23 protein-coding genes are annotated in these 24543 nt (G+C 63.1%); 8 read left to right on the top strand and 15 right to left on the bottom strand.

The features are described 5' to 3' along the window. Positions 1-3: 3 nt before the first annotated feature. The 10 genes from XCC_RS03125 to XCC_RS03080 form a co-directional block, all read right to left on the bottom strand. Positions 4-1083, bottom strand: coding sequence for a glycosyltransferase family 4 protein (locus XCC_RS03125; protein WP_011035847.1), 1080 nt, complete (start codon positions 1081-1083; stop codon positions 4-6). 34 nt (positions 1084-1117) lie between these two features. After that, positions 1118-3412, bottom strand: a complete 2295-nt coding sequence (locus XCC_RS03120) for a methyltransferase domain-containing protein (protein ID WP_011035846.1) — start codon at positions 3410-3412, stop codon at positions 1118-1120. Positions 3413-3452: 40 nt separating this feature from the next. Then, positions 3453-4739: an ABC transporter ATP-binding protein gene (locus tag XCC_RS03115; RefSeq protein ID WP_011035845.1), complete on the bottom strand. Its 1287-nt coding sequence runs from the start codon at positions 4737-4739 to the stop codon at positions 3453-3455. Continuing rightward, complete coding sequence (locus XCC_RS03110; RefSeq protein WP_040942391.1) at positions 4736-5521, bottom strand: ABC transporter permease; 786 nt, start codon at positions 5519-5521, stop codon at positions 4736-4738. The genes XCC_RS03115 and XCC_RS03110 overlap by 4 nt, the downstream gene beginning before the upstream one ends. Before the next feature lie 83 nt (positions 5522-5604). Next, a complete protein-coding gene (locus tag XCC_RS03105) occupies positions 5605-6990 on the bottom strand; it encodes a glycosyltransferase family 4 protein (RefSeq protein WP_011035843.1) in 1386 nt (461 codons plus the stop codon). After that, a complete protein-coding gene (locus XCC_RS03100) occupies positions 6987-8186 on the bottom strand; it encodes a cystathionine gamma-synthase (RefSeq protein ID WP_011035842.1) in 1200 nt (399 codons plus the stop codon). Before XCC_RS03100 ends, XCC_RS03105 begins: the two co-directional genes overlap by 4 nt. A 93-nt stretch (positions 8187-8279) precedes the next feature. Further along, entirely contained in the window at positions 8280-9650 is a 1371-nt protein-coding gene (locus XCC_RS03095; RefSeq protein WP_011035841.1) for a pyridoxal-phosphate dependent enzyme, read from the bottom strand. A 231-nt stretch (positions 9651-9881) separates the two neighbouring features. Further along, positions 9882-10100, bottom strand: a complete 219-nt coding sequence (locus XCC_RS03090; protein ID WP_019237985.1) for a YdcH family protein — start codon at positions 10098-10100, stop codon at positions 9882-9884. Between the two features lie 340 nt (positions 10101-10440). Then, a complete protein-coding gene (locus tag XCC_RS03085; RefSeq protein WP_011035839.1) occupies positions 10441-11331 on the bottom strand; it encodes a membrane protein in 891 nt (296 codons plus the stop codon). After that, positions 11328-11711 carry a DUF4398 domain-containing protein gene (locus tag XCC_RS03080; protein ID WP_011035838.1) on the bottom strand — a complete coding sequence of 128 codons (384 nt, stop codon included), beginning with the start codon at positions 11709-11711 and terminating at the stop codon, positions 11328-11330. Before XCC_RS03080 ends, XCC_RS03085 begins: the two co-directional genes overlap by 4 nt. A gap of 98 nt (positions 11712-11809) precedes the next feature. Between XCC_RS03080 and XCC_RS03075 the strand changes: the two genes are divergently transcribed. Continuing rightward, positions 11810-12943, top strand: coding sequence for a PilT/PilU family type 4a pilus ATPase (locus tag XCC_RS03075; protein ID WP_012439300.1), 1134 nt, complete (start codon positions 11810-11812; stop codon positions 12941-12943). A gap of 519 nt (positions 12944-13462) precedes the next feature. On the opposite strand, the gene maiA is transcribed toward XCC_RS03075, so the two are convergent. Then, positions 13463-14137: a maleylacetoacetate isomerase gene (maiA, locus tag XCC_RS03070; protein ID WP_011035836.1), complete on the bottom strand. Its 675-nt coding sequence runs from the start codon at positions 14135-14137 to the stop codon at positions 13463-13465. Positions 14138-14180: 43 nt separating this feature from the next. Further along, positions 14181-15170, bottom strand: coding sequence for a fumarylacetoacetate hydrolase family protein (locus XCC_RS03065; RefSeq protein ID WP_011035835.1), 990 nt, complete (start codon positions 15168-15170; stop codon positions 14181-14183). A 379-nt stretch (positions 15171-15549) separates the two neighbouring features. On the opposite strand from XCC_RS03065, the gene XCC_RS03055 reads away from it, so the two are divergent. From XCC_RS03055 to XCC_RS03045, 3 genes are all read left to right on the top strand, one after another. Next, positions 15550-16938: a DEAD/DEAH box helicase gene (locus tag XCC_RS03055; protein WP_011035834.1), complete on the top strand. Its 1389-nt coding sequence runs from the start codon at positions 15550-15552 to the stop codon at positions 16936-16938. Positions 16939-17054: 116 nt separating this feature from the next. Further along, positions 17055-17408, top strand: coding sequence for a 6-carboxytetrahydropterin synthase QueD (gene queD, locus XCC_RS03050; RefSeq protein ID WP_008576903.1), 354 nt, complete (start codon positions 17055-17057; stop codon positions 17406-17408). Between the two features lie 189 nt (positions 17409-17597). Then, on the top strand, positions 17598-17933 hold the full coding sequence (locus XCC_RS03045; protein WP_011035833.1) for a phasin family protein: 336 nt from the start codon (positions 17598-17600) through the stop codon (positions 17931-17933). A 153-nt stretch (positions 17934-18086) separates the two neighbouring features. Here XCC_RS03045 and bioD read toward each other — a convergent pair whose 3' ends face one another. Beyond that, positions 18087-18761, bottom strand: coding sequence for a dethiobiotin synthase (gene bioD / locus XCC_RS03040; protein ID WP_011035832.1), 675 nt, complete (start codon positions 18759-18761; stop codon positions 18087-18089). Positions 18762-19032: 271 nt separating this feature from the next. Between bioD and XCC_RS03035 the strand changes: the two genes are divergently transcribed. Together XCC_RS03035 and XCC_RS03030 are read left to right on the top strand one after the other, a co-directional pair. Continuing rightward, entirely contained in the window at positions 19033-19515 is a 483-nt protein-coding gene (locus XCC_RS03035) for a GAF domain-containing protein (protein ID WP_016945126.1), read from the top strand. Next, positions 19512-19904 (top strand): TfoX/Sxy family protein, encoded by a 393-nt coding sequence (locus XCC_RS03030; protein WP_011035830.1) that lies wholly within the window; start codon positions 19512-19514, stop codon positions 19902-19904. The genes XCC_RS03035 and XCC_RS03030 overlap by 4 nt, the downstream gene beginning before the upstream one ends. 349 nt (positions 19905-20253) lie before the next feature. On the opposite strand, the gene XCC_RS03025 is transcribed toward XCC_RS03030, so the two are convergent. Together XCC_RS03025 and dinB are read right to left on the bottom strand one after the other, a co-directional pair. Beyond that, on the bottom strand, positions 20254-20904 hold the full coding sequence (locus XCC_RS03025; protein ID WP_011035829.1) for a phosphoglycolate phosphatase: 651 nt from the start codon (positions 20902-20904) through the stop codon (positions 20254-20256). Positions 20905-21040: 136 nt separating this feature from the next. Further along, on the bottom strand, positions 21041-22120 hold the full coding sequence (gene dinB / locus XCC_RS03020; RefSeq protein WP_011035828.1) for a DNA polymerase IV: 1080 nt from the start codon (positions 22118-22120) through the stop codon (positions 21041-21043). Positions 22121-22326: 206 nt separating this feature from the next. On the opposite strand from dinB, the gene fabA reads away from it, so the two are divergent. Together fabA and fabB are read left to right on the top strand one after the other, a co-directional pair. Further along, positions 22327-22842 carry a 3-hydroxyacyl-[acyl-carrier-protein] dehydratase FabA gene (fabA, locus tag XCC_RS03015; protein ID WP_011035827.1) on the top strand — a complete coding sequence of 172 codons (516 nt, stop codon included), beginning with the start codon at positions 22327-22329 and terminating at the stop codon, positions 22840-22842. Beyond that, on the top strand, positions 22842-24050 hold the full coding sequence (gene fabB / locus XCC_RS03010; protein WP_011035826.1) for a beta-ketoacyl-ACP synthase I: 1209 nt from the start codon (positions 22842-22844) through the stop codon (positions 24048-24050). Before fabA ends, fabB begins: the two co-directional genes overlap by 1 nt. The last annotated feature ends 493 nt before the right edge of the window (positions 24051-24543 follow it).

The raw sequence follows: 24543 nt of genomic DNA, 5'->3' as shown, positions 1-24543 counted from the left end.
TGTTCAAATCTTGCCCTCCACAAGATTGCGTATCACAAGATCCCACGTAATCGAAGTACTCAGCCGGTATCCGCCGTCGGCAAGCGCGCGTAATTGCGCATCGGTTCGTGCGTAGCAATCCCCAATGCTCTGCGCTATCTCCTCTGCCGTCGGGCCGCTGATCCACCCCCCTCCCGTGGCCTCCACAATTCTCGCCACTTCGCCACTGTCGTCGACAGTAATGACTGGCTTATGCGCCGCAAATGCCTCCAAGGTCGCAAACCCGTAATCTTCATCCACGGGAGAGTAGAAAACCGCTCTACAGTTAGCGATCAGCGCTAGCAGTTTCTCATCCTCGACAAAGCCCGTCAGCTCTACCCGATCCTCCAGACCGAGCTCGCGTACCAACGGCGCCAGGGAGAGTGCGTAATCACTCGCGCCCGTTCCCGCAATCACGACCCTAGCCTTTGGAGCATGCGCCGCTGCACGGATGAGCAGGTCGGGTCGTTTCATCGACTCTAGTCTGCCGATGCACAAGACGTAGTCGCCGTAATCACCAGATGTAATGAAAGGCGCCAGCTTAGATGGAGGGTATAGAACCTGCGACGACAGGCCGTTGAACCGTTGAAGTCGGTCGGTAACGGTCTGCGATATGGTGTAGCGCGACTCGATGTCCGACAACAATTGCGTATCCGAAGCACGCAATGAATCGCGCAGCGCGCTGTCCTGGGAGGTCAAATGAGGAAAATCAAAACGCGTCCGCTCCAGATCATAAAGAACCCTGTGCTGATGAACGAGCCAAAGCGTCTTGTTCGCATGCGAAGCAGCATACGTCGGAAACTTGGTACAGATGCATAGGTCGATCTTCTGCCCGTTGCTCTCATTTAGATCCAGTAGCCTCCACGCAAGCGTGGACGAGAGGATTTCCGTTTCCGGATACCACCGATAAGGCAGCTGTACCAATTCCGCGACAACCTGGCGTTTTTTTCCCCACAGATTGATCTGGCGGACAAGTTCTTCATTCAGGAACTCTGCTCCTCCTCTGACAAACGGTACCTGCGCACCCAGAACAATGACTCTCTTCACGGCCACAACCTCTTGCATGATGTCCTTACCACAACGATTCCCTCTACCCGGATTATTTAAGCGACTTACGAATCCGGCTACCCAATTGATCGACTGCAGCTAAGCGTTCGTCCATCGCAGCCTCTGCCGGTGTAGGTGTCACACCATCCGTATGGACAGGACTTTCAAGGCGCGCGTCTGAAACCTTGCGGATGGTCGCAGCGTCAGCATTGCCACGCTTCAGTACCCGTGTGGTGAACAGACGCAGAGGTGCCGTAACGCGCCAGGACCGACTTCCGTGGAGGCTGTTGATCTGTCCCTCCAGAGCATCCACCGCCATCTCAAGCTCACGAATGTACTCACGCGCACTTGCAGTACCGTCCATGCTACGCGAGAGATCCACCTGCAACTCCCTCAACCTATTTCTTTCCTGATCGCGCGAACTCTCAAGGCCACTGATCTGTTGCTGCTGAACGGCGACACGCGCCTCCAGCGCTGTAATCGTCGCCTGGTGCTGCTCAACGACGCTTTGGGTGTCGAGGAGATCGGACCTGGCAGCGTCACGCTCCTCGGTCAGCCGTCCCACGTCGGCAGCCAGCAACTCGGCCAACTCACGCGCACGCTGACGCTCTTCCAGCTCCTGGCCAAGTGACGCAATTCGCGTCGCGAGCGCAGCTTTGTCTGATTCCAGTTCTGCATTGAGCGCGGCAAGCGCTTCTTTGTCACGGTTGGACTCGATAGTCTGAGCTTCAAGTCCTTTCGCCCACGCCGCCAGCTTCTCGCTCTCCTCCTCGAGGCGCTTGTACCTTTCCTCGGCAGCGGCAACCCCCTGCTCAAACGCCTGAGTGCGCTCTTGGTCTTGCAATGTACTATCGCGAAGATGCTCAATTGCCGCCCCGCGCGCGGCAAGCTCCACCCGATGATGCTCTGTCTCAATATGCACAGCACTAAGCCGCGCATTATAGCCGAGCAGTGCTTTCTGCAGGCGCTGATAGATGGTCACCCACTCGGGGGCAGAGTGAGGGGTCGCATCTGCCTGCTGAAGACACTGTTGCAGCAAGGCGAATGTCAACGGGGACCGATTCTGACCAAAAAACCCGATGAACGCATTGCGATAACGCGCGGGCAGCGTCATGAAATCCAGAGCGGGCTCCCGGCTCGGACTGGAGGGAACAACCTTGCGCTCAAGAATCTCCTTGACCGTGATCAGGAAGGAAAGCAGAAGATCGTCGAGCCATGAGCAATCGAATGGATTGGCCGATATTGCGCCATAGTCGATCAATACAGCACGCCCTTCAGGCGCGATAAGGATATTCCAGCAGCGCACGTCGTTGTGGTACAGACCAGCACGCTCAAGCAAAACAAGTTGCGCAAGAATCTGTGCAATTATTTCATCAGCATCATAAGCGGCCCCATCATCGATCGCCTGGGAGAGAAGCCGTCCATTCATCATGGACCTTGCAATGAACAGATCCCTGGAATCGTTCAGCGATGCGATCAGGCGCGGTGCCGGGTAGCTCTCCGGTGGATTGCCCAGAAACTCCACCTCATTGACGAACTCCTGCAAATTGATCTCTGCGCGATCTCCCACGCCCAGCGTCATTTTCTTTACGAACGACTGTTCGCTGAAATAATAACGGCGCGATTGCAGATGCGTGCCGCGGCCATGCGCATGTGACTCGGATGACCAAGACGTAAAATTACCAATGGCTCCATCCACGTACCAGAAACGGCTACTGGCAAAATATAGTGGCCTTGAAACCGCCGAAAGATGTGTCTGCTGCTGTGAAAGCAGGCGCAAAAATGCATAACTGGATAGCAACTCGGCCGGGTCCTGCGACAACGATGGCGCCCAGTAGAGCGGCTCCTCACGCAGGGCGAGCTCATAAATGCCCGCGCTGGTCGTTTCTGAAAGCTTCCGACACAGCGCGGATACCTTCAGGATGCCTTTGTCGTGAATTAGATGATGGAAGACGCTCAGGCCGAGGACCAGGTCGCACTCATCGTGCTCAAGGCGATCTATCACATCTTCCACCGTGCCGTGCTCAAAGGTAGCTGCACATGCAGGGTTCTCGGCAGCCAGCGCCTTGCACACATTGACGTTGAGATCGAGAAAATCCACGCCGTGTACCGTGTGACCATCGGCTGCAAGGTTCAGAGAGAAAAACCCCTGGGCACAGCCAAGGTCGAGCACACGCAGCGGGCGGCCAAGCGCATGCTGCAGGCGCTGCGCGCATTGGCGGATCAGCACAAGCCTGTCCTCGCACCCACGCGAGCTGCCGTCGGACAGCTCCGGATGCGCAAAGATCGGCTGGTACTTCTCTGGCAGGGCTGCCACAAGCGCCCCTATATTCAGTGACTCGATCATGGCTGTTCGCTCTCTGCGTTGAGGTGAATTGCTGGCGCCTTCATGACAAGGCCTCCACGATTTCGAAATCGGCCTTCAGATCCATCATCCCCCAGAACTGCATGCCTCGGGCCACGTTCAGCACGATGGCATCGTAGCGCCGATCCAGCGGTGTCAATTCCACCAGCGGATCGCCGCTGGAGATGCCGAGCGAGATCAGATAATTGGCTTCATTGAGGTCAAGAGGCATCGTAAACTTGCAGACGATGACGTCGCCGGCTTTGGCCGCGATTCCGGTACGGCCCTCGCTGGAAAGAAAGGAATTGGTACCGTAGAGGAATAATCCCTCAAGCGTTTTCACCAGAATGCCGGGGACCACGCTATCGAAATCCTGGTCGAATGCGATCTTGACGTAGAACGCCGTCCTTGAGCCACTTTCCACGCGTGCTGGGAATTCCTGGCCGTCACTGACAACCACGTAATCCAAAATCCTTGCGCCCCCCTGACCCCAGCGGTGCTCGCCAGCGTTGTAGTAAGGCCGGGTATGAAACAAGTCTTCCGTGCCGGCGCGTAGATCCTTCGGGGTATCCTTGGCCTCGGCTTGAAGCGACGCGGGTTTCTTGCCAAACAGCTCGTCCAGATAGAGGTTGGATACCTCCCGGGACGGACCATCGGCATAGACGCCGCCATCCTTAATTAATATAGCCCGGTCGCAATGCTTGACGACGTCCCCTACGGAGTGACTCACAAGAATCAGCGTCATGCCCTTTTCCTTGAAGGACAGAATACGCTTGAAACATTTTGCCTGAAAATACACATCTCCGACCGATAATGCTTCATCGACGATCAGCACATCGGGCCGGAATGCGGTAGCGACCGCGAATGCCACGCGTACCTGCATGCCGCTGGAGTAAGTGCGCACCGGCTCATCGAAGTAATCTCCGATCTCAGCAAACTCCTGAATTTCCGGCAGTACGGCCTCAATCTGGTCCAGCGTGTAGCCCATGAGCCCGGCCGAGTGACGGGCATTTTCTCGTCCACTCAGGTCCGGGTTGAACCCCATCCCGAGCTCGAGGATCGCAGCAATGCGCCCGCGCCGGACGATACGCCCTTCAGTGGGCTGCGATGTCCCCGTGATCAGCTTGAGCAGCGTACTCTTGCCAGCGCCATTTCGCCCCATGATTCCAATCGACTCACCAGCAGTGACCGAAAAGCCGACGTTGCGCAGCACCCAATGCTCCTCCCGCGGCTTGACCTTCAGACCAAACCAGCTGGCCGCACGCAGCCACTCGCTACCCCAAACACGATAGGACTTTCCCAATCCCTCGACCGTCAGCATAGCGCTCATAGCGCATCCACCATTTCGGCACTTGCGCGACGAAAGACGACCAGCGATACAAAACCCAGGACGGCCGTGGCGGCGGTCAGAGGCAGCAGACTCATCCAATCCGGTGCACGCCCGTAAAGAAGCACCCCCTGGTAGGCGCTGACGAGCGGGAACAGCGGGTTGAGCTTAAATAAATCCCGCGTCTGCTGCGGAAGGATATCGATGGTGTAGACGATTGGCGTCACCCAGAACATTGCCTGCAGAACGACCGGTACAACCTGCCCGATGTCGCGCACGAAGACATTGAAAATCCCGAGCAGCAGACCGATCGACATCGCGAACGCAAGCGTCAGGAGCATCAGCAGCGGCAGCCAGCCTGCCTGGGGTCCCAGGGAGTGCCCCAAAATCGCGAAAACAACAATGATCGCTAAAAATAACAGCAAGTTATTCACCATGACGGTCCCGCCCGCGATGAGCGGAAGGCATATCCGTGGAAACGCCTGCTTTTTCATCAGATTTCCGTTATCCACAAACAAGGATGCGCATTTGCCGATAGATTCTGCAAACATGCTCCAGCAAAGTGTCCCCGCCATAAGGTAGAGGGCGTAAGCAAACTTGTTGTTGACACCAGGCAACTTTGCTGCCAGGACCTCCGAGAGGATCGTTGCAAAGATCAGCACCTGCATGAGCGGATGAATGATCATCCACAAGGCGCCGAGCTTGCTGCGCAAAAAGCGCAGGCGCAGATCATTCCTGATCGATGAGAGGATGAAGTATCGGAAGGCCCATACGGACCGAATCATGTCCAACGTTGCTACCTCTGAAATAGTCACTACTTGGTAAGCGGCCGGCGTCAACATCAGGAACACGGTATGGCAGCCGCGCCTCAACTTGCCGCTAAGACATTCGCAGTCCTGAACAAAATAGCCTGGGCCGCCCTGTCTGGAGCCAGCTTCAAACCGACGTCTCTTCTTGCAGCCTCGCCAATGGCTCGCGCATATTCCGGGTCATCCGCGAGGCGACGCATGGCGTCGGCTGCCCTTGCAACTTTCGGCTCGGCCCACTGCGCGCCCTCAGATTCGGGGTATCTTCCAGCAACAGGCACCAGATCGTACGGGACAAGCACGGAGTTACTTTCGGTCATGAATTCCATATTGCCCGACCATCCGGTTGCGATAACGGGCTTGCCCAACGACATGCATTCGGCCAGACCCAAACCGAAGCCCTCGGCGCGATGCAGAGAGACATAGACATCGCAGCAACGCTGAAGCGCACGAACATGCATTTTGTCGATCACCTCATCCCGAAGCTGGATACGCGCATCTCCCACCACAAGCGCGAGAAGTTCGCGCATCTGTTCGGGATACATGTGGCCGTTACTGGACTTCAACACAAGGTGCACATCATCGCGCTTGTTCGGAAACGCTTGCTGAAAAGCGTGTACCACGGCTTGCGGATTTTTTCTGGCAGCAACCGAATGGAAATCGAAGCTAAAAAGAAAGGTGAACTTGCCAGCCGGCAGGCCAAAGTCCTCTCGCTGCAGACCGCTGTCCCGCAAGTCCGATACCGGTAGAGGCACTCGCATGATCGGTTTATCCGTCACGTGCCGAAACGCGCTTTCAATGAACTGTGACGCAACCATGATCTCGTCTACAAGCTCAATGGCGCGTAGCCAAGTACTCGGGATTACTTCCAGCTCCCAGAACCAGCAGGCAATCACGTAATGACCAGCCAGTCTGGCGCGACCAACTTGTTCGAAGGCGGCCTCCAGATAGTCAGGATTCACGAACACGATGGTGACGCGATGCGGCATGCGCTGATCGATGAAGGCATCCATACTGCGGTCCCGCCAGGAGTGGGGAAGCCCCATATCCAGGTCATACAGAGACACCGAGGCGCCCGCGTTGATCAGCGCACGAGCGTACATCCTGGCACTTTCTGCCAGCCCGAACTCTCCACGGATGTAGCCAAGAATATTGATTCCTGCCGCAGCCGTAGGCGTCGGAGTTGGCGGAGCATTTTGCATCTCTGCATCCAGGGATGCACGGGCCTCACCGGCCGCACGCTCCCAGGCCGACGTACGCTGGAAACGCGTCTGAATGACCGAGCGGGCGGACAGTGCGGCAGATACCCTGCCGCGCAAGCTGGTCGGAAACATCCGGTAGAAGCGCTGCAGCCATGTCTGCCGACGCACCCACGCCTGCAGATGCAGTCCAGCCAGACCATTCCGCCAGGAGGCGACGATGCCCTGACGTTGCGAAGAATCTGTCATGGAGACTGAGACGCCTCAAGCGCACGCTCCAAATCCCCCCGCAAATCCCCCACATCCTCAACCCCCACACTCAGCCGCACCAGCGCATCGCTGATGCCTAGCTGTTCACGGCGGGCCACAGGGATCGAGGCATGGGTCATGACGGCGGGATGATTGACCAAACTTTCCACACCACCCAACGATTCGGCCAGGGTGAACAGTTCGGTCTTTTCGCAGAAACGCTTGGCTGCCTCGAAGCCGCCCTTGAGGACGATCGAGACGATGCCGCCGAAGCCGGACATCTGCTGCTTGGCGAGTGCGTGCTGCGGGTGCGAGGCCAAGCCGGGGTAGATCACTTTTTCGATCGCCTGGTGGGTCTCCAGCCACTGCGCCAGCGCCAGGGCGTTTTCGCAGTGCGCGCGCATGCGCAGCGGCAGGGTCTTGAGCCCGCGCAGGGCCAGGAAGCTGTCGAACGGGCCTTGTACGCCGCCGATCGAGTTCTGCAGGAAGGCCATCTGTTCGGCGAGTTCGGCGTTGTCGCCGACCACGGCGATGCCGCCCACCATGTCCGAGTGGCCATTGAGGTACTTGGTGGCCGAATGCACCACCAGGTCGGCGCCCAATTCCAGCGGGCGCTGCAGCATCGGCGAGGCGAAGGTGTTGTCCACCACCACCAGCAGGCCGTGCCTACGCGCGATCGCCGCAATGGCGGCGATGTCGACCAGCTTGAGCATCGGGTTGGTCGGGGTTTCGATCCAGACCATCTTGGTGGTCGGGCGGATCGCGGCCTCGAACGCGGCCGGGTCGGTCAGGTCGACGAAACTGAAGTCCAGGCCGGCGGTGCGGCGACGCACACGCTCGAACAGACGGAACGAGCCGCCGTACAGGTCATCGGTCGCTACCACGTGGCTGCCGGCGTCCAACAACTCCATCACTGTGGAGGTCGCGGCCATGCCGGAGGCGAAGGCAAACCCGCGGGTGCCGCCTTCCAGCACGGCAACACAGCGCTCATAGGCAAAACGCGTAGGGTTGTGGGTCCGCGAGTACTCAAAGCCCTGATGCTCGCCCGGGCTGGACTGCGCATAGGTGGACGTCGCGTAGATCGGCGGCATCACCGCCCCGGTGCTGGGGTCCGGCGACTGTCCACCATGGATCGCCAGCGTTGCGAGCGACAGCGCGCGCTCGCCATCGTGGCTGTTTGCGGTGCGGTTGGACATGGAGGTTCCCGGAAAAAGTGGCGGATTGTAGCAAGCAGGCCTGAATGGCCCATGCCGTGCGTCTCATGCGAGCACGCACGGCGGCGGCACGCATTACTGCACGCGGCGGCGCAGGTAGTTGAGCAGGTCGATACGGGTGATCAGGCCCAGGAACTGGTTGCCGTCCATGACGATGGCGACCTGGCCGCGATCGAACACCGGCAGCAGCGCTTCGATCGGCGAGGCCACGTCCAGACGGTCGAGCTTGCTGACCATTGCAGTGGAGATCGGGTCGCGGAACCGTGCTTCGTCGCCATACACATGCAGCAGCACATCGCTCTCATCGACGATGCCGACCAGCTCGCCATTATCGATCACCGGCAACTGCGAGACGTCGTAGAGCTTCATGCGCTGGTAGGCGGTAGTCAGCAGATCTTTCGGCCCGACCACCACGGTGTCGCGCTTGTTGTACGGGCGCAGGATCAGGTCACGCAGGTCGCCGTGCTGTTCGCGCTCCAGGAAGCCGTTGTCCAGCATCCAATAGTCGTTGTACATCTTCGACAGGTACTTGTTGCCGGTATCGCAGACGAACACCAGCACGCGCTTGGGCGTGGTCTGCTCGCGGCAGTACTTCAGCGCTGCGGCCAGCAGCGTGCCGGTGGACGAGCCGCCGAGGATGCCCTCCTTGGCCAGCAGCTCGCGCGCGGTGTGGAAGCTTTCCGCATCGCTGATCGAATAGGCTTTCTTGACCCGCGAGAAATCGGAGATATCCGGCAGGAAATCCTCACCGATGCCTTCGACCAGCCAGCTGCCGGACTTCTCGCTCACCGTACCCTCTTCGATGTACTGGGTGAGGATCGAGCCCACCGGGTCTGCCAGCACCAGTTCGGTCTGCGGCGAAGCGGTGGCGAAGGCGCGCGACAGGCCGGTCATGGTGCCTGAGCTGCCGCAGCCGAACACGATCGCGTCCAGCTGGCCATCCATCTGCGCCAGGATTTCCGGCCCGGTACCGAACTCATGCGCGGCCGGGTTGTCCGGGTTGCCGAACTGGTTGATGAAGTAGGCGCCCGGGGTCTCCGAGGCGATCTTGGCGGCCAGGTCCTGGTAATACTCCGGGTGCCCCTTGGCCACGTCCGAGCGGGTCAGCACCACATCAGCGCCCATCGCCTTGAGATTGAAGATCTTCTCGCGGCTCATCTTGTCCGGCACCACCAGGATCAGGCGGTAGCCCTTCTGCTGCGCGACCAGCGCCAGGCCAAGACCGGTGTTGCCGGCCGTGCCTTCCACCAGGGTGGCGCCGGGCTTCAGGTCGCCGCGCTGCTCGGCCGCTTCGATCATCGACAAGCCGATACGGTCCTTGATCGAGCCGCCCGGATTGGATGCCTCCAGCTTGAGGAACAGTTCGCAGACACCGGTGTCCAGGCGCTGGGCCTTGACGATCGGCGTATTGCCAATCAGTTCGAGTACGGAGGAATGGATCGCCATCGGGATATCGTCGCTGCGCCGCGCGGGCTAGACCGGTCATTATCCGACGAACCGCCGGGGAATGCTCATTCAGGCAGGAAGCGATTGAGCGCGCCGATGAACGCGGATGTACATCAGCCGCCCTGCCCTGCAACGAGCGGCTGCCAGAAAAGGCGACGCGGACGGTGGCAAGCCGACGAGGAGGCCGCCACCGCCCGCGACGGTGAACTTGTTCTTAGCAGTGGGAGAGGATCAGTGCGTGAGTTGGTCGTACATCCGGGTGAGTTTCTCTTTGGCCTGCAATTTCTCGCGTTTCATCTGGCCTAAGGTCACGTCGTCGATCGGGAGCACCCCGAGTTCGGCATCCATGCATTTCTTGTTCAAGAGCTTGTGCCGTTGGTAGAGCTGCTTGAACTCGGGATCGGACTTCATCAATGCGTCGATTTCGGTCTGCGGTTGCCCTTCGAACATGGCGTTACCTCCTTCACTTAAAACAAGAACGCCCCGGCCAGCGAAGGCACGGGGCGCAGCTTGGGGATGGAAGACCAACGCGTTGCAAAGGCCGACACATGGGCGGAACCACCACCAACCATTCCACCGTATTGCGTCACTGCGTGCCTCTGCGTCACTGGCCCGGCCCTCCGTACTTTCCAGGCGGCGGAGTTGCTGCCTGGAGGTACGACCCTACGCCGGTCGCGGGGGGCGTTCAAGGCCGAAACGGCTGCTTTTGCCGTTCCCCGCGTCAATCAGTGACCGCGGTTCAACCGGGCGTCATCCGCCGGTTAAAAGACCTTAACTTCAACCACTTGGCCTACGGCAGCACAACGACCTCAGCCGCACGCGACTTGCTGGCGGTGCCCTTGGTGCCACTGACCTGCAAGCGCGCGGCGGCAACGCCACCGGCGACCAGGGCATCGCGAAGCGCCTCGGCACGCTTCTTGGCCGTGGCCGCGTCGCTGTCGTAGCCGACGATGGTGACCCGGCCCTTCTTGCCGATCTGCAGGTACTCGGCCAGCGCCTTGGCCTGGCCGGAACCGGCACCGGCCAGGGCCGTCTTGCCGGCAAAGGCGTCGCTGCCGAGCGAGAACACTTCGCCGCGGCCATCGACCTTGGACGACGGCAGCTTGGCCCCGGCCACCAGTTCGGCCTCTTCGTGGGCGAGCTGCAGGGCCTTTTGCTGGGCCGCGTTGAGCTTGGCGGTCTGCTTGCCGGCCACGCTGGTCAGGGCCAGCTCGGCATCCTGGCGCGCCAGGGTTTCCTGCTCGGCCGCCTGGCGCATGCGCTCGGCTTCCTCGGCCTGGATCTGCGCCTGCACGCGCAGACGCTCGGCCTCCTGCCGGGCGCGGGAGGCATCGCGACGGCTGGCTTCGATCAGCAAGTCGTTGCGGGTGCCTTCCAGACGGTCCAGCTCGCGCCGGGCCAGCGCGGTGCGGGCGGTGAGCTCGGCAATCTCGACCCGGCGGTCGGCCAGGAACACCAGCTCATCGCGGTCGCGACGCTTGGCTTCGGCCAGGGCCGCCACGGTCTGTTGCGCCTGCAGGCGCTCGTAGCGGGCCAGGTCACTGGTCTGCGGATCGTTCTGCAACAAGGCCAAGCGCCGATTAAGTGCATCGGCCTGCGGGTCGTCCTTGGCCGCCATCGCCAGCGACGGCAGCGTGGCCAGGCTCAGCACACCGATATAGAGGAAGGGGCGCAGTTTCATCGGCCGCCCTCCCCGGTGTTGAGGCTGTTCTGCAGTTGCGCCACTTCCTTGCGGCGTTGCTCCAGCTGGGCGCTGACCACCGCCTCTTCGCTGCGCGCCTTGGCCAGGTCGGCATCGGCAGCGGCGCGCAGGGCGATCTGTGGTACCTGCTTGCGCTGGCGCTTGTCCAGTTGCGCCTGCTGGGCCTGCATCAGTTCCTGGCGGGCCAGATTGACCAGATCAGGGGCGTATTGGTCGGCATCGGCCTGGGTGGCGCGTTGCACGGCCTGTTCGGCGGCAGTGAGCTCCGGCGCCACCTGGGCGGCGGCGGGAGCGGAGAGAACCATGAAACAGGCGATGCCATACAGGGATCGCCGCAAGTATGCGAAGCTAGCCGTCATTAGGGGAGCCGTAGCGAGAAGTCTCGAGCACGGCCATTGTCGGAAGCCTGCGGCGGACTTGCAACGAGACGCTGCTGTTTGTTGGGGAACCATTGCGCATGGATATCGGCTACTTCCTGAAGCTGATGACCGAAAAGAATGCCTCGGACATGTTTTTGACCACCGGCGCGCCGGTGTACATCAAGATCGAAGGCAAGCTTTACCCGCTCGGCAATACGGGGTTGCCGCCGGGGATGGTCAAGAAAATCGCTTACTCATTGATGGACGAAGGCCAGGTGCCGCAGTTCGAGCGCGAGCTGGAACTCAACATGGCCATCGCTCTGTCCGACGCCGGGCGCTTCCGCGTGAACGTGTTCAAGCAGCGCGGCGAAGTGGGCATGGTGATCCGTGCCATCCGCAGCCGGATCCCGAGCATCGAGGAGCTCAACCTGCCGCAGGTGCTCAAGGACGTCATCATGACCCCGCGCGGGCTGGTGCTGGTGGTCGGTTCGACCGGTTCGGGCAAGTCGACCTCGCTGGCCTCGATGATCGACCACCGCAACAGCACCACGACCGGGCACATCCTCACCATCGAGGACCCGATCGAGTACCTGCACAAGCACAAGATGTCGATCGTGAACCAGCGCGAGGTGGGCCTGGACACGCACGCCTTCCAGAGCGCGCTGAAGAACGCGATGCGCGAGGCGCCCGACGTGATCCTGATCGGCGAGATCCTGGACGCCGAGACCATGGAGGCGGCGATCGCCTTCGCTGAAACCGGCCATCTGTGCCTGGCGACGCTGCACTCCAACAACGCCGACCAGACCATCGAGCGCATCCTCAACTTCTTCCCGGAAAGCGCGCACAAGAACGTGCTGATGAACCTGGCACTGAATCTGCGCGCAGTGGTGTCCCAGCGCCTGGTCAAGGGACTGGACGGGCGCCGCCGCCCGGCCACCGAGGTGCTGCTCAACACGCCGATGATCCGCGACCTGCTGCGTCGCGGGCAGGTGCACGAGGTCAAGCAGGCGATGGAGGAGTCGCTGGAAGAAGGCATGCAGACCTTCGACCAGTGCCTGTTCCGGATGGTCAAGACCGGCGAGATCGAGCAGGAGGAAGCGCTGCGCGCGGCCGACTCGCGCGACGGCTTGGCGCTGAAATTCCGTCTTTCCGAAGGCGGCTCCGGCGAGCACGATCCGTATGCCGACTACGAGTCGGCCTCGGCGCCGAAGATCAGCCATGGGTTTATTTAGAACGACCAACAAAATGTAGCGTGCGCCCGCCTGGCGGTGAGCGCAGTGGTTTTGTTGGTCGCATCTTGCTGGATGCAGTGACAAGTCCAGAGCAAAACGCCTGGTCGGTCGAGGGCGCAGTGCCCTCACCGCTTGCGGGACACGCCGTGAATCCTTCCGTGGAGGCTCAGTGGCGGCATCCATGCCGCCACATGGTCCCGCGATCGGCGAGGACACCGCACCAGAAAGTCTGCTGGTTGCTTTGAGGATAGTTACGCGCAACGACCATCTTGACTGGTCCTTGCCCGCCCACCGTCGCGGGACCTGACGCGGCATGGATGCCGCGTCAGCGCTTAGAAGGACGTCCTTGCAGCGTGTCCCGCGAGGGTGGGCGGGCAAGGGCACTGCAGCGCTGGCGCAGATCAGCACCCTGCAGTAGACCGGCGTGAGCATCAGCGGCCGCACGCGCGTCGATCGCTCTGCGCCCCCCGCATTGCGGAAGGCTGCCCGAACGGCAGATGCGGCCGGCATTCTCCGCGTCTAGACTGCCGCGTCAGGCTGCGTTTCCGGCCGTGCCGCATCGAACGCCGGCAGTGCCAGGCAGGCCTGTTCGATCCGCTGCAGCGTCGGATACGGCGCCAACTCCACGGCGAACCGCCGCGCGTTGTAGAGCTGCGGCACCAGCACGCAATCGGCCAGGCCCGGCGTGTCGCCGTGGCAGAACTGCCCGGTCTGTGCGTCGCCCGCCAGGTGGGTTTCCAGCGCTGCCAAGCCTTGCTGCATCCAGTGCGCAGTCCAGTGCGCAGTCCAGTGATGGCGCTGCGCTGGCGAGACGTCCCAGGTGTGCTCCAGGAATTGGGTAACGCGCAGGTTGTTGAGCGGGTGCACATCGCAAGCGATCACCTGTGCCAGCGCCCGCACCCGCGCACGCGCGGCGGGGCCGGTCGGCAACAGCGGCGCGCTGTCCGCAAATGCCTCGTCCAGGTATTCGAGGATGGCCAGGGACTGCGGGATCACCACCTGCCCGTGCCGCAGCGTCGGCACCAGCTCCTGCGGGTTGAGTTGCGCGTAAGCGGCGGCGTGTTGCTCGCCGCCATCGCGCACCAGATGCACCGGGTGCGCGACGTAGGCCAGCGCCTTCAGCTGCAGCCCGATGCGTACGCGATAGGCGGCGCTGGAGCGCCAGTACGAAAACAGCTCCAGGGGCCTGCTCATGCCTGCCCCTGCCCTGCCGCATGCGTGAGCATCGGCATCTGGTTCATGGCAGCGGCTGGCGTTCGACGCGCTGCTCGATCGCCCCGAAGATGCTGTGGCCCTGCGCGTCCATCATCTCGATGCGCACTACATCGCCGAAGGACATGAACGGGGTGCTCGGGCTGCCATCGCGCAGCGTCTCCACCACGCGCTGCTCGGCAAAGCAGGAGGCGCCCAGGGATGTGTCCTGGTTGGCGATGGTGCCGGAGCCGACAATGGTGCCGGCCGACAGCGGCCGGGTCTTGGCGGCATGGGCAATCAGCTGGGCAAAGTCGAACTGCATGTCGTGGCCGGCCTCGGGCGCGCCAAACCAGGCGCCGTTGACGTGCGTCACCAGCGGCAGATGCACCTTGTTGTCGCGCCAGGCATCGCCCAGCTCGTCGGGGGTGACGAACACCGGCGACAACGCCGAGCGCGGCTTGGACTGCACAAAGCCAAAGCCCTTGGCGAGCTCGGCCGGGATCAGGTTGCGCAGCGAAACATCGTTGACCAGGCCGATCAGCTGGATATGCGCAGCCGCCTGCTCAGGCGAGGCGCCCATCGGCACATCGTCGGTGATGACCACCAATTCGGCTTCCAGATCGATGCCATGGTCTTCGCTGATCACCTTGATGGCATCGCGCGGGCCGTAGAAGCCGGCGCTGGTGGCCTGGTACATCAGCGGGTCGGTGTAGAAGCTCTCCGGCACCTCGGCATTGCGCGCGCGGCGCACCCGCTCCACGTGTGGCAGGTAGGCGCTGCCATCGACGAACTCGTAGGCGCGCGGCAGCGGCGCGGCCAGCGCCTGCATGTCCAGCGCAAACACGCCATCGGCGCTGCCATCGTCGAGGGAGTCCGCCAGGGCGTTCAGCCGCGGCGCCACGTTGCTCCAGTCCTCCAGCGCGCGCTGCAGCGTCGGCGCGATGCCGGTAGCGCGCACCGCGCTGGTCAGGTCACGCGAGACCACGATCAAGCAGCCGTCGCGGCCGCCTTCCTTCAGGGAACCTAGCTTCATGACCGTCCTGCGGCTGTGGCTGAAGCGCTGATTGTACGACCTGTCGCGCGAGGTGGTTGCAGCTGAAACAACTGACCCGTTCCCCAACCGCGATCACACAGTTTTGTGCAGCGCGCCAATCGGGCGTACACTTGCCGGGTCTGCATGCGGCCGTCCGTTTCCCTTAGGGACCGCCGGCGAGGCCAGGATCGATCGATCCGCTCGCCCGCCCCACCCGACGCCTTTCGTGGTGCCGACAAACCCATCGCTCTTTGATTGGGTTGTTCCACCATCTCGCAGCGCGGTTCACGGGAACGCTCCGAGCCTCACTTTTTTGCATTTGCAATGCGTCTGCGCTCCGGGCTCTGCCTGGTGGCGACGCTTTACTTGGAGCTTCCTGATGTCTTTTGAATCCTTGGGCCTGGCGCCCTTCCTGCTGCGCGCATTGGCCGAGCAGGGCTATGAAACCCCCACCGCCATCCAGCAGCAGGCGATCCCGCTCGTGCTGGCCGGCCATGACCTGCTGGCTGGCGCACAGACCGGTACCGGCAAGACCGCCGCGTTCGGCCTGCCGCTGCTGCAGCACCTGGGCACCACCCCGCAGCCGGTCAACGGCCCGCGCAAGCCGCGCGCGCTGATCCTGACCCCCACCCGCGAGCTGGCCACCCAGGTGCACGACAGCCTGCGCGGCTACAGCAAGTACCTGCGCATTCCGAGCGCGGTGATCTACGGCGGCGTGGGCATGGGCAACCAGCTCGATGCGCTGCGTCGTGGCGTGGACCTGCTGATCGCCTGCCCGGGCCGGCTGATCGACCATATCGAGCGCCGCAGCGTGGACCTGTCCGGCATCGAAGTACTGATCCTGGACGAAGCCGACCGCATGCTCGACATGGGCTTCTTGCCGTCGATCAAGCGCATCCTGACCAAGCTGCCGCGCCAGGACCGCCAGACCCTGCTGTTCTCGGCCACGTTCGAAGAGAACATCAAGCAGCTGGCGCTGGAATTCATGCGCAACCCGATGCAGATCCAGGTCACCCCGAGCAACACCGTGGCCGAGAGCATCACCCACCGCGTGCACCCGGTCGATGGCGCGCGCAAGCGCGACCTGCTGCTGCACCTGCTGGCGCAGGACAGCCGCGAGCAGACCCTGGTCTTCGCACGCACCAAGCACGGCAGCGACAAGCTGGCGCTGTTCCTGGAGAAGTCCGGCATCAAGACCGCGGCGATCCACGGCAACAAGAGCCAGGGCCAGCGTATGCGTGCACTGAGCGACTTCAAGGCCGGCCGCGTGACCGTGCTGGTGGCCACCGACATCGCCGCGCGTGGTATCGATATCGACCAGTTGCCGAAGGTCATCAACTATGACCTGCCGATGGTGGCCGAGGACTACGTGCACCGCATCGGCCGGACTGGCCGTAACGGTTCGACCGGCGAGGCGATCTCGTTGGTGGCACAGGACGAAGCCAAGCTGCTGCGTCAGATCGTGCGCATGCTGGGCCGCGACGTGGAAATCCGCGACGTGCCGGGCTACGAGCCGCAGACCCCGATCCGCTGGGGCAACAGCGCCCCGGGCCGTGCCGAGCAGCCAGGTGGCGATCGCGCCCCGCGCAAGAGCCACGCCCGTCGCCCGCACGGTGACGCACCGCGCCAGGCACATGCGCATGCCGGCCCGAAGAAGCCGGGTGGCCAGCGCAGCAGCGGGCCGCGTCAGGCCACTGCCGGCGCCGGTGCCGGCCGTCGCGACGGTGGTCGTGGTGGCAGTGGCCGGCCCGCCAGCCGCGGCGCCTAACGCCCGCGACTGACGGTAACGACAAGGGCCGCGATGCGGCCCTTGTCCTGTCAGCCACACCGACGCCGGCGATGTCCGGCCCACCCTTCCTCTGTACCCGCTTGCCGATCAACGCCATGGATATCTTCAAAGTATTTACGCTTGAGGCCGCCCACCGGCTGCCCAACGTTCCGCCGGGCCATAAGTGCGCACGGCTGCACGGGCATTCGTTCCGGGTCGAGCTGCATGTCAGCGGCGAACCGGGTGCCGAGACCGGCTGGATCATGGACTTCGGCGACATCAAGGCTGCCTTCCAGCCGATCTACGACCGGCTCGATCACCACTACCTCAATGACATCGAGGGGCTTGAAAACCCCACCAGCGAACGCCTGGCCATCTGGATCTGGCAGCAGCTCAAGCCGGCCTTGCCGCAGTTGAGCGAAATCGTGGTGCACGAGACCTGCACTTCCGGCTGCCGCTATCGCGGTTGATTGGCGCAAATGGTGACCGAAGGCCGCCCTCCGAGGCGGCCTTTCTCGTTTTGAGCGCAACGCAAGCGGTTGATTGGAAACCACTTTTCAGGTCGGTTGGAAAATTTTCAGGAAACATGTTGCATCGCAACAACATCCGCGTATGCTGCGACGCAACAAACGGTCACAGGCTTCCCCAAGGGGTTCGCGATGTCGGCGCAGTTCGAAAACAGCTTCACCAGTCAGTTTGCTTCAGCGGCAGCCCGTGCCAACCAGTTGGCGTTGGACACGCTGGAACAGAACGTCAACGCGACCACCAGCTTCTTCGGTGAGTTTGCACAGGCGCGCGACCTGGGCGCCTACCAGACGCTCTGGCCGAAAGGGCTGCAACTGGCCCGCGACAACCTGGAACGTCTGGCGTCGGTCAACCAGGAAGTGGTTGGCATGGGGCTGAAGATGTCCAGCGAACTTGGGCAGTTTGCCAAGCAGCAGTTCGAGACCGGCAGCGATCAGACCGGCGCAACAGGCAAGACCCGGCGCAAGTAACGGCCACCAAAATTCAGCGTCTTTGCATGGGTCCCTCCCCCCATGCAACCCGGCCCGACAGATCCCTCCCTCTGTCGGGCTTTTTTATTGTCTGGTGACCGGCGCAGGCGTCGGCCGGCCCTTTCGATGCGGCCGCGCGCAAAGCCGCTGCGCTCACTGCGGCAGGCGGATGTGCTGCGCCAGGGCCTCGGCCTGGGCGTTGGGGCGCCACGGAATGCGCCCCCAGCACGGCATCGCCAGGCGCTGGCCAAGCATGCGGATGTTGTCCTCGATGCGCTCCATCTGCGGGTCGATCTCGTTGGCGATCCAGCCGATGCAGCGCAGGCCATCGGCGGCGATGGCCGCGGCGGTCAGGCGCGCATGGTTGATGCAGCCCAGGCGCACGCCCACCACCAGCACCACCGGCAGCTGCAGTGCGCGCACCAGATCGGCCTGATCCAGCTGCGCACTCAGCGGCGCCGCCCAGCCGCCGACCCCTTCCACCACCACCACCTCGGCCTGCGCGCGCAACTGCGCAAAGGCCAGCTGAAGCGGCACCAGCGACAGGCTCACGCCGACATCGGCGGCAGCCAGTTCCGGGGCCAACGCCGCAGGCAACGCATATGGATTGAGGGTGGCGTAGTCCGGCTGCGGCTGGCTGGCGGCTTGCAGCGCCAGCGCGTCTTCGTTGTGCCAACCCTGCGGGGTTGCGACGCAGCCACTGGCCACCGGCTTCATGCCCACTGCGGTGTGGCCGCGTGCTCGCACCGCATGTAACAAAGCCGTGCTGGCAACGGTCTTGCCGATGCCGGTATCGGTGCCAGTGACGTAGAAGGCGGGAAACTGCATGCACCTGTTCCTGCGGCCGCGCCGCCATTGCCGGAGAGGCCGCGCAGCATACCGTGCGGGCGTTGGCTGCACGCGCCTGCGTGGCATCTGCCATGCCTTCTGAAACGAACCAATGCATCGTGGGCCGCTTGGCTGGCCGGTATATGCGGCGCGCGGCCCGGGATGGTCGTGTGCGCGGCGCGCCCCTTGGGGTCCTGCCGGCCCTGCAGCCCGCGCACCTGCTCCGTGGCGTCGCAACGACGCTGCGGATGGCCGCTGCTAGACTTTGCGCATGTTCGCCACCTCTTCGCTGACCGGCAGCAAGCCGGAACAATATGCCCAGCTCACCGCCCAGGCCCAGGCACTGGTGCACGGCGAGCCGGACCGGATCGCCAACGCTGCCAACCTGGCCGCGCTGATCTTCAATTCACTGCCGTCGCTCAACTGGACAGGGTTCTATTTCTACGACGGCCGCGAGCTGGTCGTCGGGCCCTTCCAGGGGCTGCCCGCCTGCGTGCGCATCCCGTTGGACAAGGGTGTGTGCGGTGCCGCCGCCAGTACCCGGCAGACTCAGCGCATTGCCGATGTGGATGCGTTTCCCGGGCATATCGCCTGTGATTCGGCGTCGCGGTCGGAGCTGGTGATTCCGCTGGTGCAAGGCGACACGCTGATCGGCGTGCTCGACCTGGACAGCCCGGAACTGGACCGTTTCGACGCGGACGACCAGCGCGGACTGGAAGCCATCGCGCAGGTCTTCGTCGGCGCGTTGACGTGACCACCGAACGGCTGCGCAACATCGGCCCCAAGAGCGCGGCTTGGCTACGCCAGGTGGGCCTGCGCACCCAGCAGGACCTGCAGGCCGTGGGCGCGGTGGGCGCGTTTGTAAAAGTGCGTCGTGCCGGATTCAAGCCCAGCCTCAATCTGCTGTATTCGCTGGAAGGTGCGCTTGCCGATTGCCATTGGCAGGAAGTGCCGGAAGCGCGCCGGCATGCCTTGCTGGCCGAATACGAAGCCGCCAGCGCACTGCTGCCGGCCGCACGTGGCCGCCCGGTCGGTGGCCCGGTGGAAACCGTGCATTACGCGCGCGCCGACAGCGATGCGCTGGCAGACGATGCCACCGACGTGGCCGGCGACGACGCGCAGCCCGCCACGCACGACGAGTAACGCGGCCGCACGCAGCGCATATGCGGGTGTGACGGGCCGCTAGCGCGCCGCTGCGGCCTGCAAGGTCGGCACGAGCGAAGCGCTTAACGTTTGCCCGTGGCCCAGTCCTCGAAGCGCCGCTATGAGGCTGGGACTGAGGGTGTTGCCGAACCGGCCGCACTGGTCCAGCCGCACGCCGGGCGTGGGCGTCACCCCTCGGTCACGCATACAGCCTCGCGATCCGCGCATCTACACATATGCGATTCATTGCACACTGCGTCAGCGCGCTGCATGCGTCATGCACCTCGGCAAAGGACGCATCCATTACCGCTGATTTGCCGCGTCACGCGTCACTCACCAACGCGCGTGCTCAGTGCAGCATGAGCAGCGCGCGCATGTCGTCGATCACCGCAACCGCGCCGGCGTGCTCCACATCGAAGCCACGCAGGTAGCCATACCGCACCATCGCCAACGGCATGCCGGCGGCCTGCGCAGCGGCGGCATCGGTGGCCGAGTCGCCCACCATCAGGCACTGCGCGGGCGCATGTTGGAACTGCTGCGCCAGATGCAGCAAGGGCGCTGCACTAGGCTTGCGTTGCGGCAACGAATCGCCGCCGAGCACCGTCGCAAACTGCGCCGCAATGCCCAGGTGTTCGAGCAAGGGCTGGATGAAACGCGCCGGCTTGTTGGTGCATAACGCCAGCGTGGCGCCTGCGCTGCGCAACGCAGGCAAGGCCTCGGCAACGCCTGGATACAAGTGCGGATGATGCAGCAGGCTGGCTTCGTAGTGGCGCATCATCACCGGCATTTCCGCATCCACATCGCGGTCGCTGCCTGCTTCGCGCAAAGCGGTGGCCAACAGTGTGTGTACGCCCTCGCCGATCCAGCTGCGCACGGTGGCTTCGGGAAACTGCTGCAGGCCGAGTTCCTGCAAGGTGCCGTTGAGGGCCTCGGCAATATCCGATGCGCTGTCCACCAGCGTGCCATCCAGGTCGAAGATCACCAGCGGATACGGAAACATCGGGTCGCCTTTGCGTAGGGGAGCGCGCAGTGTACGAAGCGGCTGATTCAGGACGTGTCAGTGCAGTGCTGCAATCAGCGGGGTGAGTGCGGGTGCGTCCGCGGCATCGGTCGTTGCCGCAGGCCGTGTCAGCGCGTTACTGCTGCGGCACCTCGCCGAACAATTCGCCCTGCACCGCGGCCTGCAGCTCGGGGTCGGAAAAACCGCTCAGCCCCACGCCGACCAGGCGGTAACGTGTCTCCGGCGGCAACTCCACGCGCCGGGTCAGCCCCAACGCGATATCGACCAGCCCCTGCAACGACGCCGGCGGCTGCTCGGGCGTATACGAGCGAGTGAGGATGCGAAAGTTGGAGGTCTTCAGCTTGAGCACCACCGTGCGGCCAATCCGCTCGGTGCGCCGCGTCGCATGCCAGGTCTTTTCGGCCAGCCGCTGGATGTGCGGGTCAAGCGCATCAAGTGCCAGATCTTCACTGAAGGTGTCCTCGGAAGACACCGATTGCACTTCCTGGTCCGGCTCCACCGGCCGCTCGTCGATGCCGCGTGCACGCCGGTACAGGCTTTGCCCGAAACTGCCGAAATGCGCCTGCAGTTCTTCCAGTGGCCGCAAGCGCAAGTCACTCACGGTGACGATGCCCAACGCCGCCAGCTTGCCATCCATGACCTTGCCCACGCCGGGAATACGGTTGACCGGCAGCGGCAGCAGGAAGGCATCCACGCGACTGGGCGCGATCACGAACTGGCCATCGGGCTTGCGCCAATCCGAGGCGATCTTGGCCAGGAACTTGTTAGGCGCGATGCCTGCCGACGCGGTGAGCTGGGTTTCTTCGCGGATCTGGGTCCGGATGAGCTGCGCGATTTCCGTGGCCAACTGCATGCCGGTCTTGGCTTCGGTGACGTCCAGATACGCTTCGTCCAGCGATAGCGGCTCGACCAGGTCGGTGTGCCGGTGAAAGATCTCGCGCACCTGCCGCGACACCGCCTTGTAGCGTGCGAAATCCGGCGGCACGAAGACCGCATCCGGGCACAAGCGCTCGGCGCGTACGGCCGGCATCGCCGAGCGGATGCCGAAGGTGCGTGCTTCATACGAGGCAGCGCACACCACCGAGCGCGCGCCGCGCCAGGCCACCACCACCGGCTTGCCGCGCAGCGACGGATCATCACGTTGTTCCACGGACGCGTAGAACGCATCCATGTCCACGTGAACGATCTTGCGCATCAAGCCAGATTCCCCAGCACAGTCTTGCTGCGCATGATAAATCAGCCGCGTCTCATGCCTTGCGCCAGTCGTTGGCCCGCAGTTGCTGCAGTGCGCAATTGCTTGAAAACACTACGCATGCGTACGGATAAAACGTTTGATTGAACCGTACGGGCTCATGCACGCTTGCCGCCCTCGCCTTTTGCTCTTGCAGGAAACCGTTCGTGATGACTCGTCAAAATGCGTACTCGCGTGACCAATTGCTGGCCAGCGCGCGCGGGGAATTGTTCGGCCCCAACAGCGGCCGTCTGCCGAACGACCCGATGCTGATGTTCGACCGCATCACCGAGATCAACGACAACGGCGGCAGCCACGGCAAGGGCCTGATCCGCGCCGAGCTCGATATCCGCCCGGACCTGTGGTTCTTCAATTGCCACTTCATCGGCGACCCGGTGATGCCCGGCTGCCTCGGCCTGGATGCGATGTGGCAACTGACCGGCTTCTTTCTCACCTGGATCGGTGCGCCGGGCCGCGGACGCGCGCTGGGCTGTGGCGAGGTGAAATTCACCGGCCAGGTGCTGCCCACCGCAACGCTGGTGACCTACGAAATCGAGATCAGCCGGGTCATCAACCGCAAGCTGGTGATGGCACAGAGCGATGCGCGCATGTTGGTGGATGGGCGCGAGATCTACGCCGCCAAGGATCTGCGCGTGGGCATGTTCACTTCGACGGAGAATTTCTGATGCGCCGTGTTGTCGTCACCGGAATGGGCATCAATTCGTGCCTGGGCAATGACCTGGACACGGTCTCCAGCGCGCTGCGCGAAAGCCGCTCGGGCATCACCGCATTACCCGACCATGCCGAAGCGGGTCTGCGCAGCCAGGTGGGCGGCGCGGTGGACATCGACCTGGACGGATTGATCGACCGCAAGCTCAAGCGCTTCATGGGCGATGCCTCGGCCTACGCCTACCTGGCGATGCGCGATGCCATTGCCGATGCCGGCCTGTCGCCCGAGCAGGTCAGCGACCTGCGCACCGGCGTGATTGCCGGCTCCGGCGGCGGCTCCAGCCAGTGGCAGGTGGAAACGGCCGATCTGCTGCGCGCACGCGGCGTGCGCAAGGTAGGCCCGTACATGGTGCCGCGCACGATGTGTTCGGCAGTCTCCGCATCGCTTGCCACTGCCTTCAAGATCCGCGGCCTGAGCTATTCGTTGTCGGCCGCCTGCGCGACCTCGGCGCATTGCATTGGCGCGGCCGCGGATCTGATCCGGCATGGTGAGCAGGATGTGATGTTTGCCGGCGGCGGCGAAGAACTGCACTGGACCATGAGCGTGATGTTCGATGCGATGGGCGCGTTGTCCACCGGCTTCAACGATCGCCCGGCGGTGGCCTCGCGTCCCTACGATGCGCAACGCGATGGGTTCGTCATCGGCAGCGGCGGTGGCATGTTGGTGCTGGAAGACTACGACCACGCCATCGCGCGCGGCGCCCGCATCCATGCCGAACTGCTGGGCTACGGCGTGAGCTCCGATGGCGCGGACATGGTCGCGCCCAGTGGCGAGGGCGCGGTGCGCTGCATGCACATGGCGATGCAAGGGCTGGATCGCCCGATCGACTATCTCAACACGCACGGCACCTCCACCCCGCTGGGCGATGCCACCGAGCTGGGCGCGGTGCGCGAGGTGTTCGGCGACAACGTGCCACCGCTGTCCTCGACCAAGGCGTTGTCCGGTCATTCGCTGGGTGCGGCAAGCGTGCACGAGGCGATCTACAGCATGCTGATGCTGCGCGATGGCTTCATGGCCGGCTCGGCGCATATCGACGAACTCGACCCGCGCGCGGAAGGCTTCCCGATCCTGCGCGCTACACGCGAGGCGACGTTGAACACGGTGATGTCCAACAGCTTCGGCTTCGGCGGCACCAACGGCGTGCTGGTGTTCGGCCGGGTGTAATGGCGGCATGCGGACGCGCGTGATCGCGTTGTGCCGATACGCGGAGACGGAGATGCGATCCGTGTCCGCGCGGTGCAAGGGCTTGCCTGTCTTGCATCTGTGCGGGGACGTGTGGTGCAAATGCTTACACCGGGCAGCCCTGCCAGCATGCGTGTTGACGACACGCACCTGTGAGCGCAGTGAGGTGCAATCACGCTTTACCGCCCTGCGCGAAAGCGCAGGTGCAGCACCTTATTCGTCCCGCAATCGGTCGCAATCTTCCACCGCCGTCCCGACGCTGGTGGGCTGCCCATTCGACTCCCTGGAAGCGCTCTGCTCAGCCGCACGCTGCCTGCTGCCGCACGCCATACGGGCCTGATCACGCTTGCGCTGCAAGCGCCTGGCCGCATCGATCTCGGCCCGCTCGCGGTTGGTCCGTTCGATATTTGCGCGTATCTCTTGCTTGACGCGCCTTGCGATGGAGGCCTCGCCGGTTTACGGCACACCCTCTCCG

Source organism: Xanthomonas campestris pv. campestris str. ATCC 33913, assembly GCF_000007145.1.
GTDB classification, from domain to species: domain Bacteria; phylum Pseudomonadota; class Gammaproteobacteria; order Xanthomonadales; family Xanthomonadaceae; genus Xanthomonas; species Xanthomonas campestris.
This window is presented reverse-complemented; position numbering and strand designations above follow the sequence as displayed.

Coding starts and splice junctions, on each gene's coding strand:
- XCC_RS03075 (WP_012439300.1), top strand. CDS start 11,810: ATGGATATCGGCTACTTCCTGAAGCTGATGACCGAAAAGAATGCCTCG.
- maiA (WP_011035836.1), bottom strand. CDS start 14,137: ATGAGCAGGCCCCTGGAGCTGTTTTCGTACTGGCGCTCCAGCGCCGCC.
- XCC_RS03065 (WP_011035835.1), bottom strand. CDS start 15,170: ATGAAGCTAGGTTCCCTGAAGGAAGGCGGCCGCGACGGCTGCTTGATC.
- XCC_RS03110 (WP_040942391.1), bottom strand. CDS start 5,521: ATGATTCGGTCCGTATGGGCCTTCCGATACTTCATCCTCTCATCGATC.
- XCC_RS03045 (WP_011035833.1), top strand. CDS start 17,598: ATGTCGGCGCAGTTCGAAAACAGCTTCACCAGTCAGTTTGCTTCAGCG.
- XCC_RS03035 (WP_016945126.1), top strand. CDS start 19,033: ATGTTCGCCACCTCTTCGCTGACCGGCAGCAAGCCGGAACAATATGCC.
- XCC_RS03080 (WP_011035838.1), bottom strand. CDS start 11,711: ATGACGGCTAGCTTCGCATACTTGCGGCGATCCCTGTATGGCATCGCC.
- fabA (WP_011035827.1), top strand. CDS start 22,327: ATGACTCGTCAAAATGCGTACTCGCGTGACCAATTGCTGGCCAGCGCG.
- XCC_RS03090 (WP_019237985.1), bottom strand. CDS start 10,100: ATGTTCGAAGGGCAACCGCAGACCGAAATCGACGCATTGATGAAGTCC.
- queD (WP_008576903.1), top strand. CDS start 17,055: ATGGATATCTTCAAAGTATTTACGCTTGAGGCCGCCCACCGGCTGCCC.
- fabB (WP_011035826.1), top strand. CDS start 22,842: ATGCGCCGTGTTGTCGTCACCGGAATGGGCATCAATTCGTGCCTGGGC.
- XCC_RS03115 (WP_011035845.1), bottom strand. CDS start 4,739: ATGAGCGCTATGCTGACGGTCGAGGGATTGGGAAAGTCCTATCGTGTT.
- bioD (WP_011035832.1), bottom strand. CDS start 18,761: ATGCAGTTTCCCGCCTTCTACGTCACTGGCACCGATACCGGCATCGGC.
- dinB (WP_011035828.1), bottom strand. CDS start 22,120: ATGCGCAAGATCGTTCACGTGGACATGGATGCGTTCTACGCGTCCGTG.
- XCC_RS03095 (WP_011035841.1), bottom strand. CDS start 9,650: ATGGCGATCCATTCCTCCGTACTCGAACTGATTGGCAATACGCCGATC.
- XCC_RS03055 (WP_011035834.1), top strand. CDS start 15,550: ATGTCTTTTGAATCCTTGGGCCTGGCGCCCTTCCTGCTGCGCGCATTG.
- XCC_RS03100 (WP_011035842.1), bottom strand. CDS start 8,186: ATGTCCAACCGCACCGCAAACAGCCACGATGGCGAGCGCGCGCTGTCG.
- XCC_RS03025 (WP_011035829.1), bottom strand. CDS start 20,904: ATGTTTCCGTATCCGCTGGTGATCTTCGACCTGGATGGCACGCTGGTG.
- XCC_RS03085 (WP_011035839.1), bottom strand. CDS start 11,331: ATGAAACTGCGCCCCTTCCTCTATATCGGTGTGCTGAGCCTGGCCACG.
- XCC_RS03125 (WP_011035847.1), bottom strand. CDS start 1,083: ATGCAAGAGGTTGTGGCCGTGAAGAGAGTCATTGTTCTGGGTGCGCAG.
- XCC_RS03120 (WP_011035846.1), bottom strand. CDS start 3,412: ATGATCGAGTCACTGAATATAGGGGCGCTTGTGGCAGCCCTGCCAGAG.
- XCC_RS03105 (WP_011035843.1), bottom strand. CDS start 6,990: ATGACAGATTCTTCGCAACGTCAGGGCATCGTCGCCTCCTGGCGGAAT.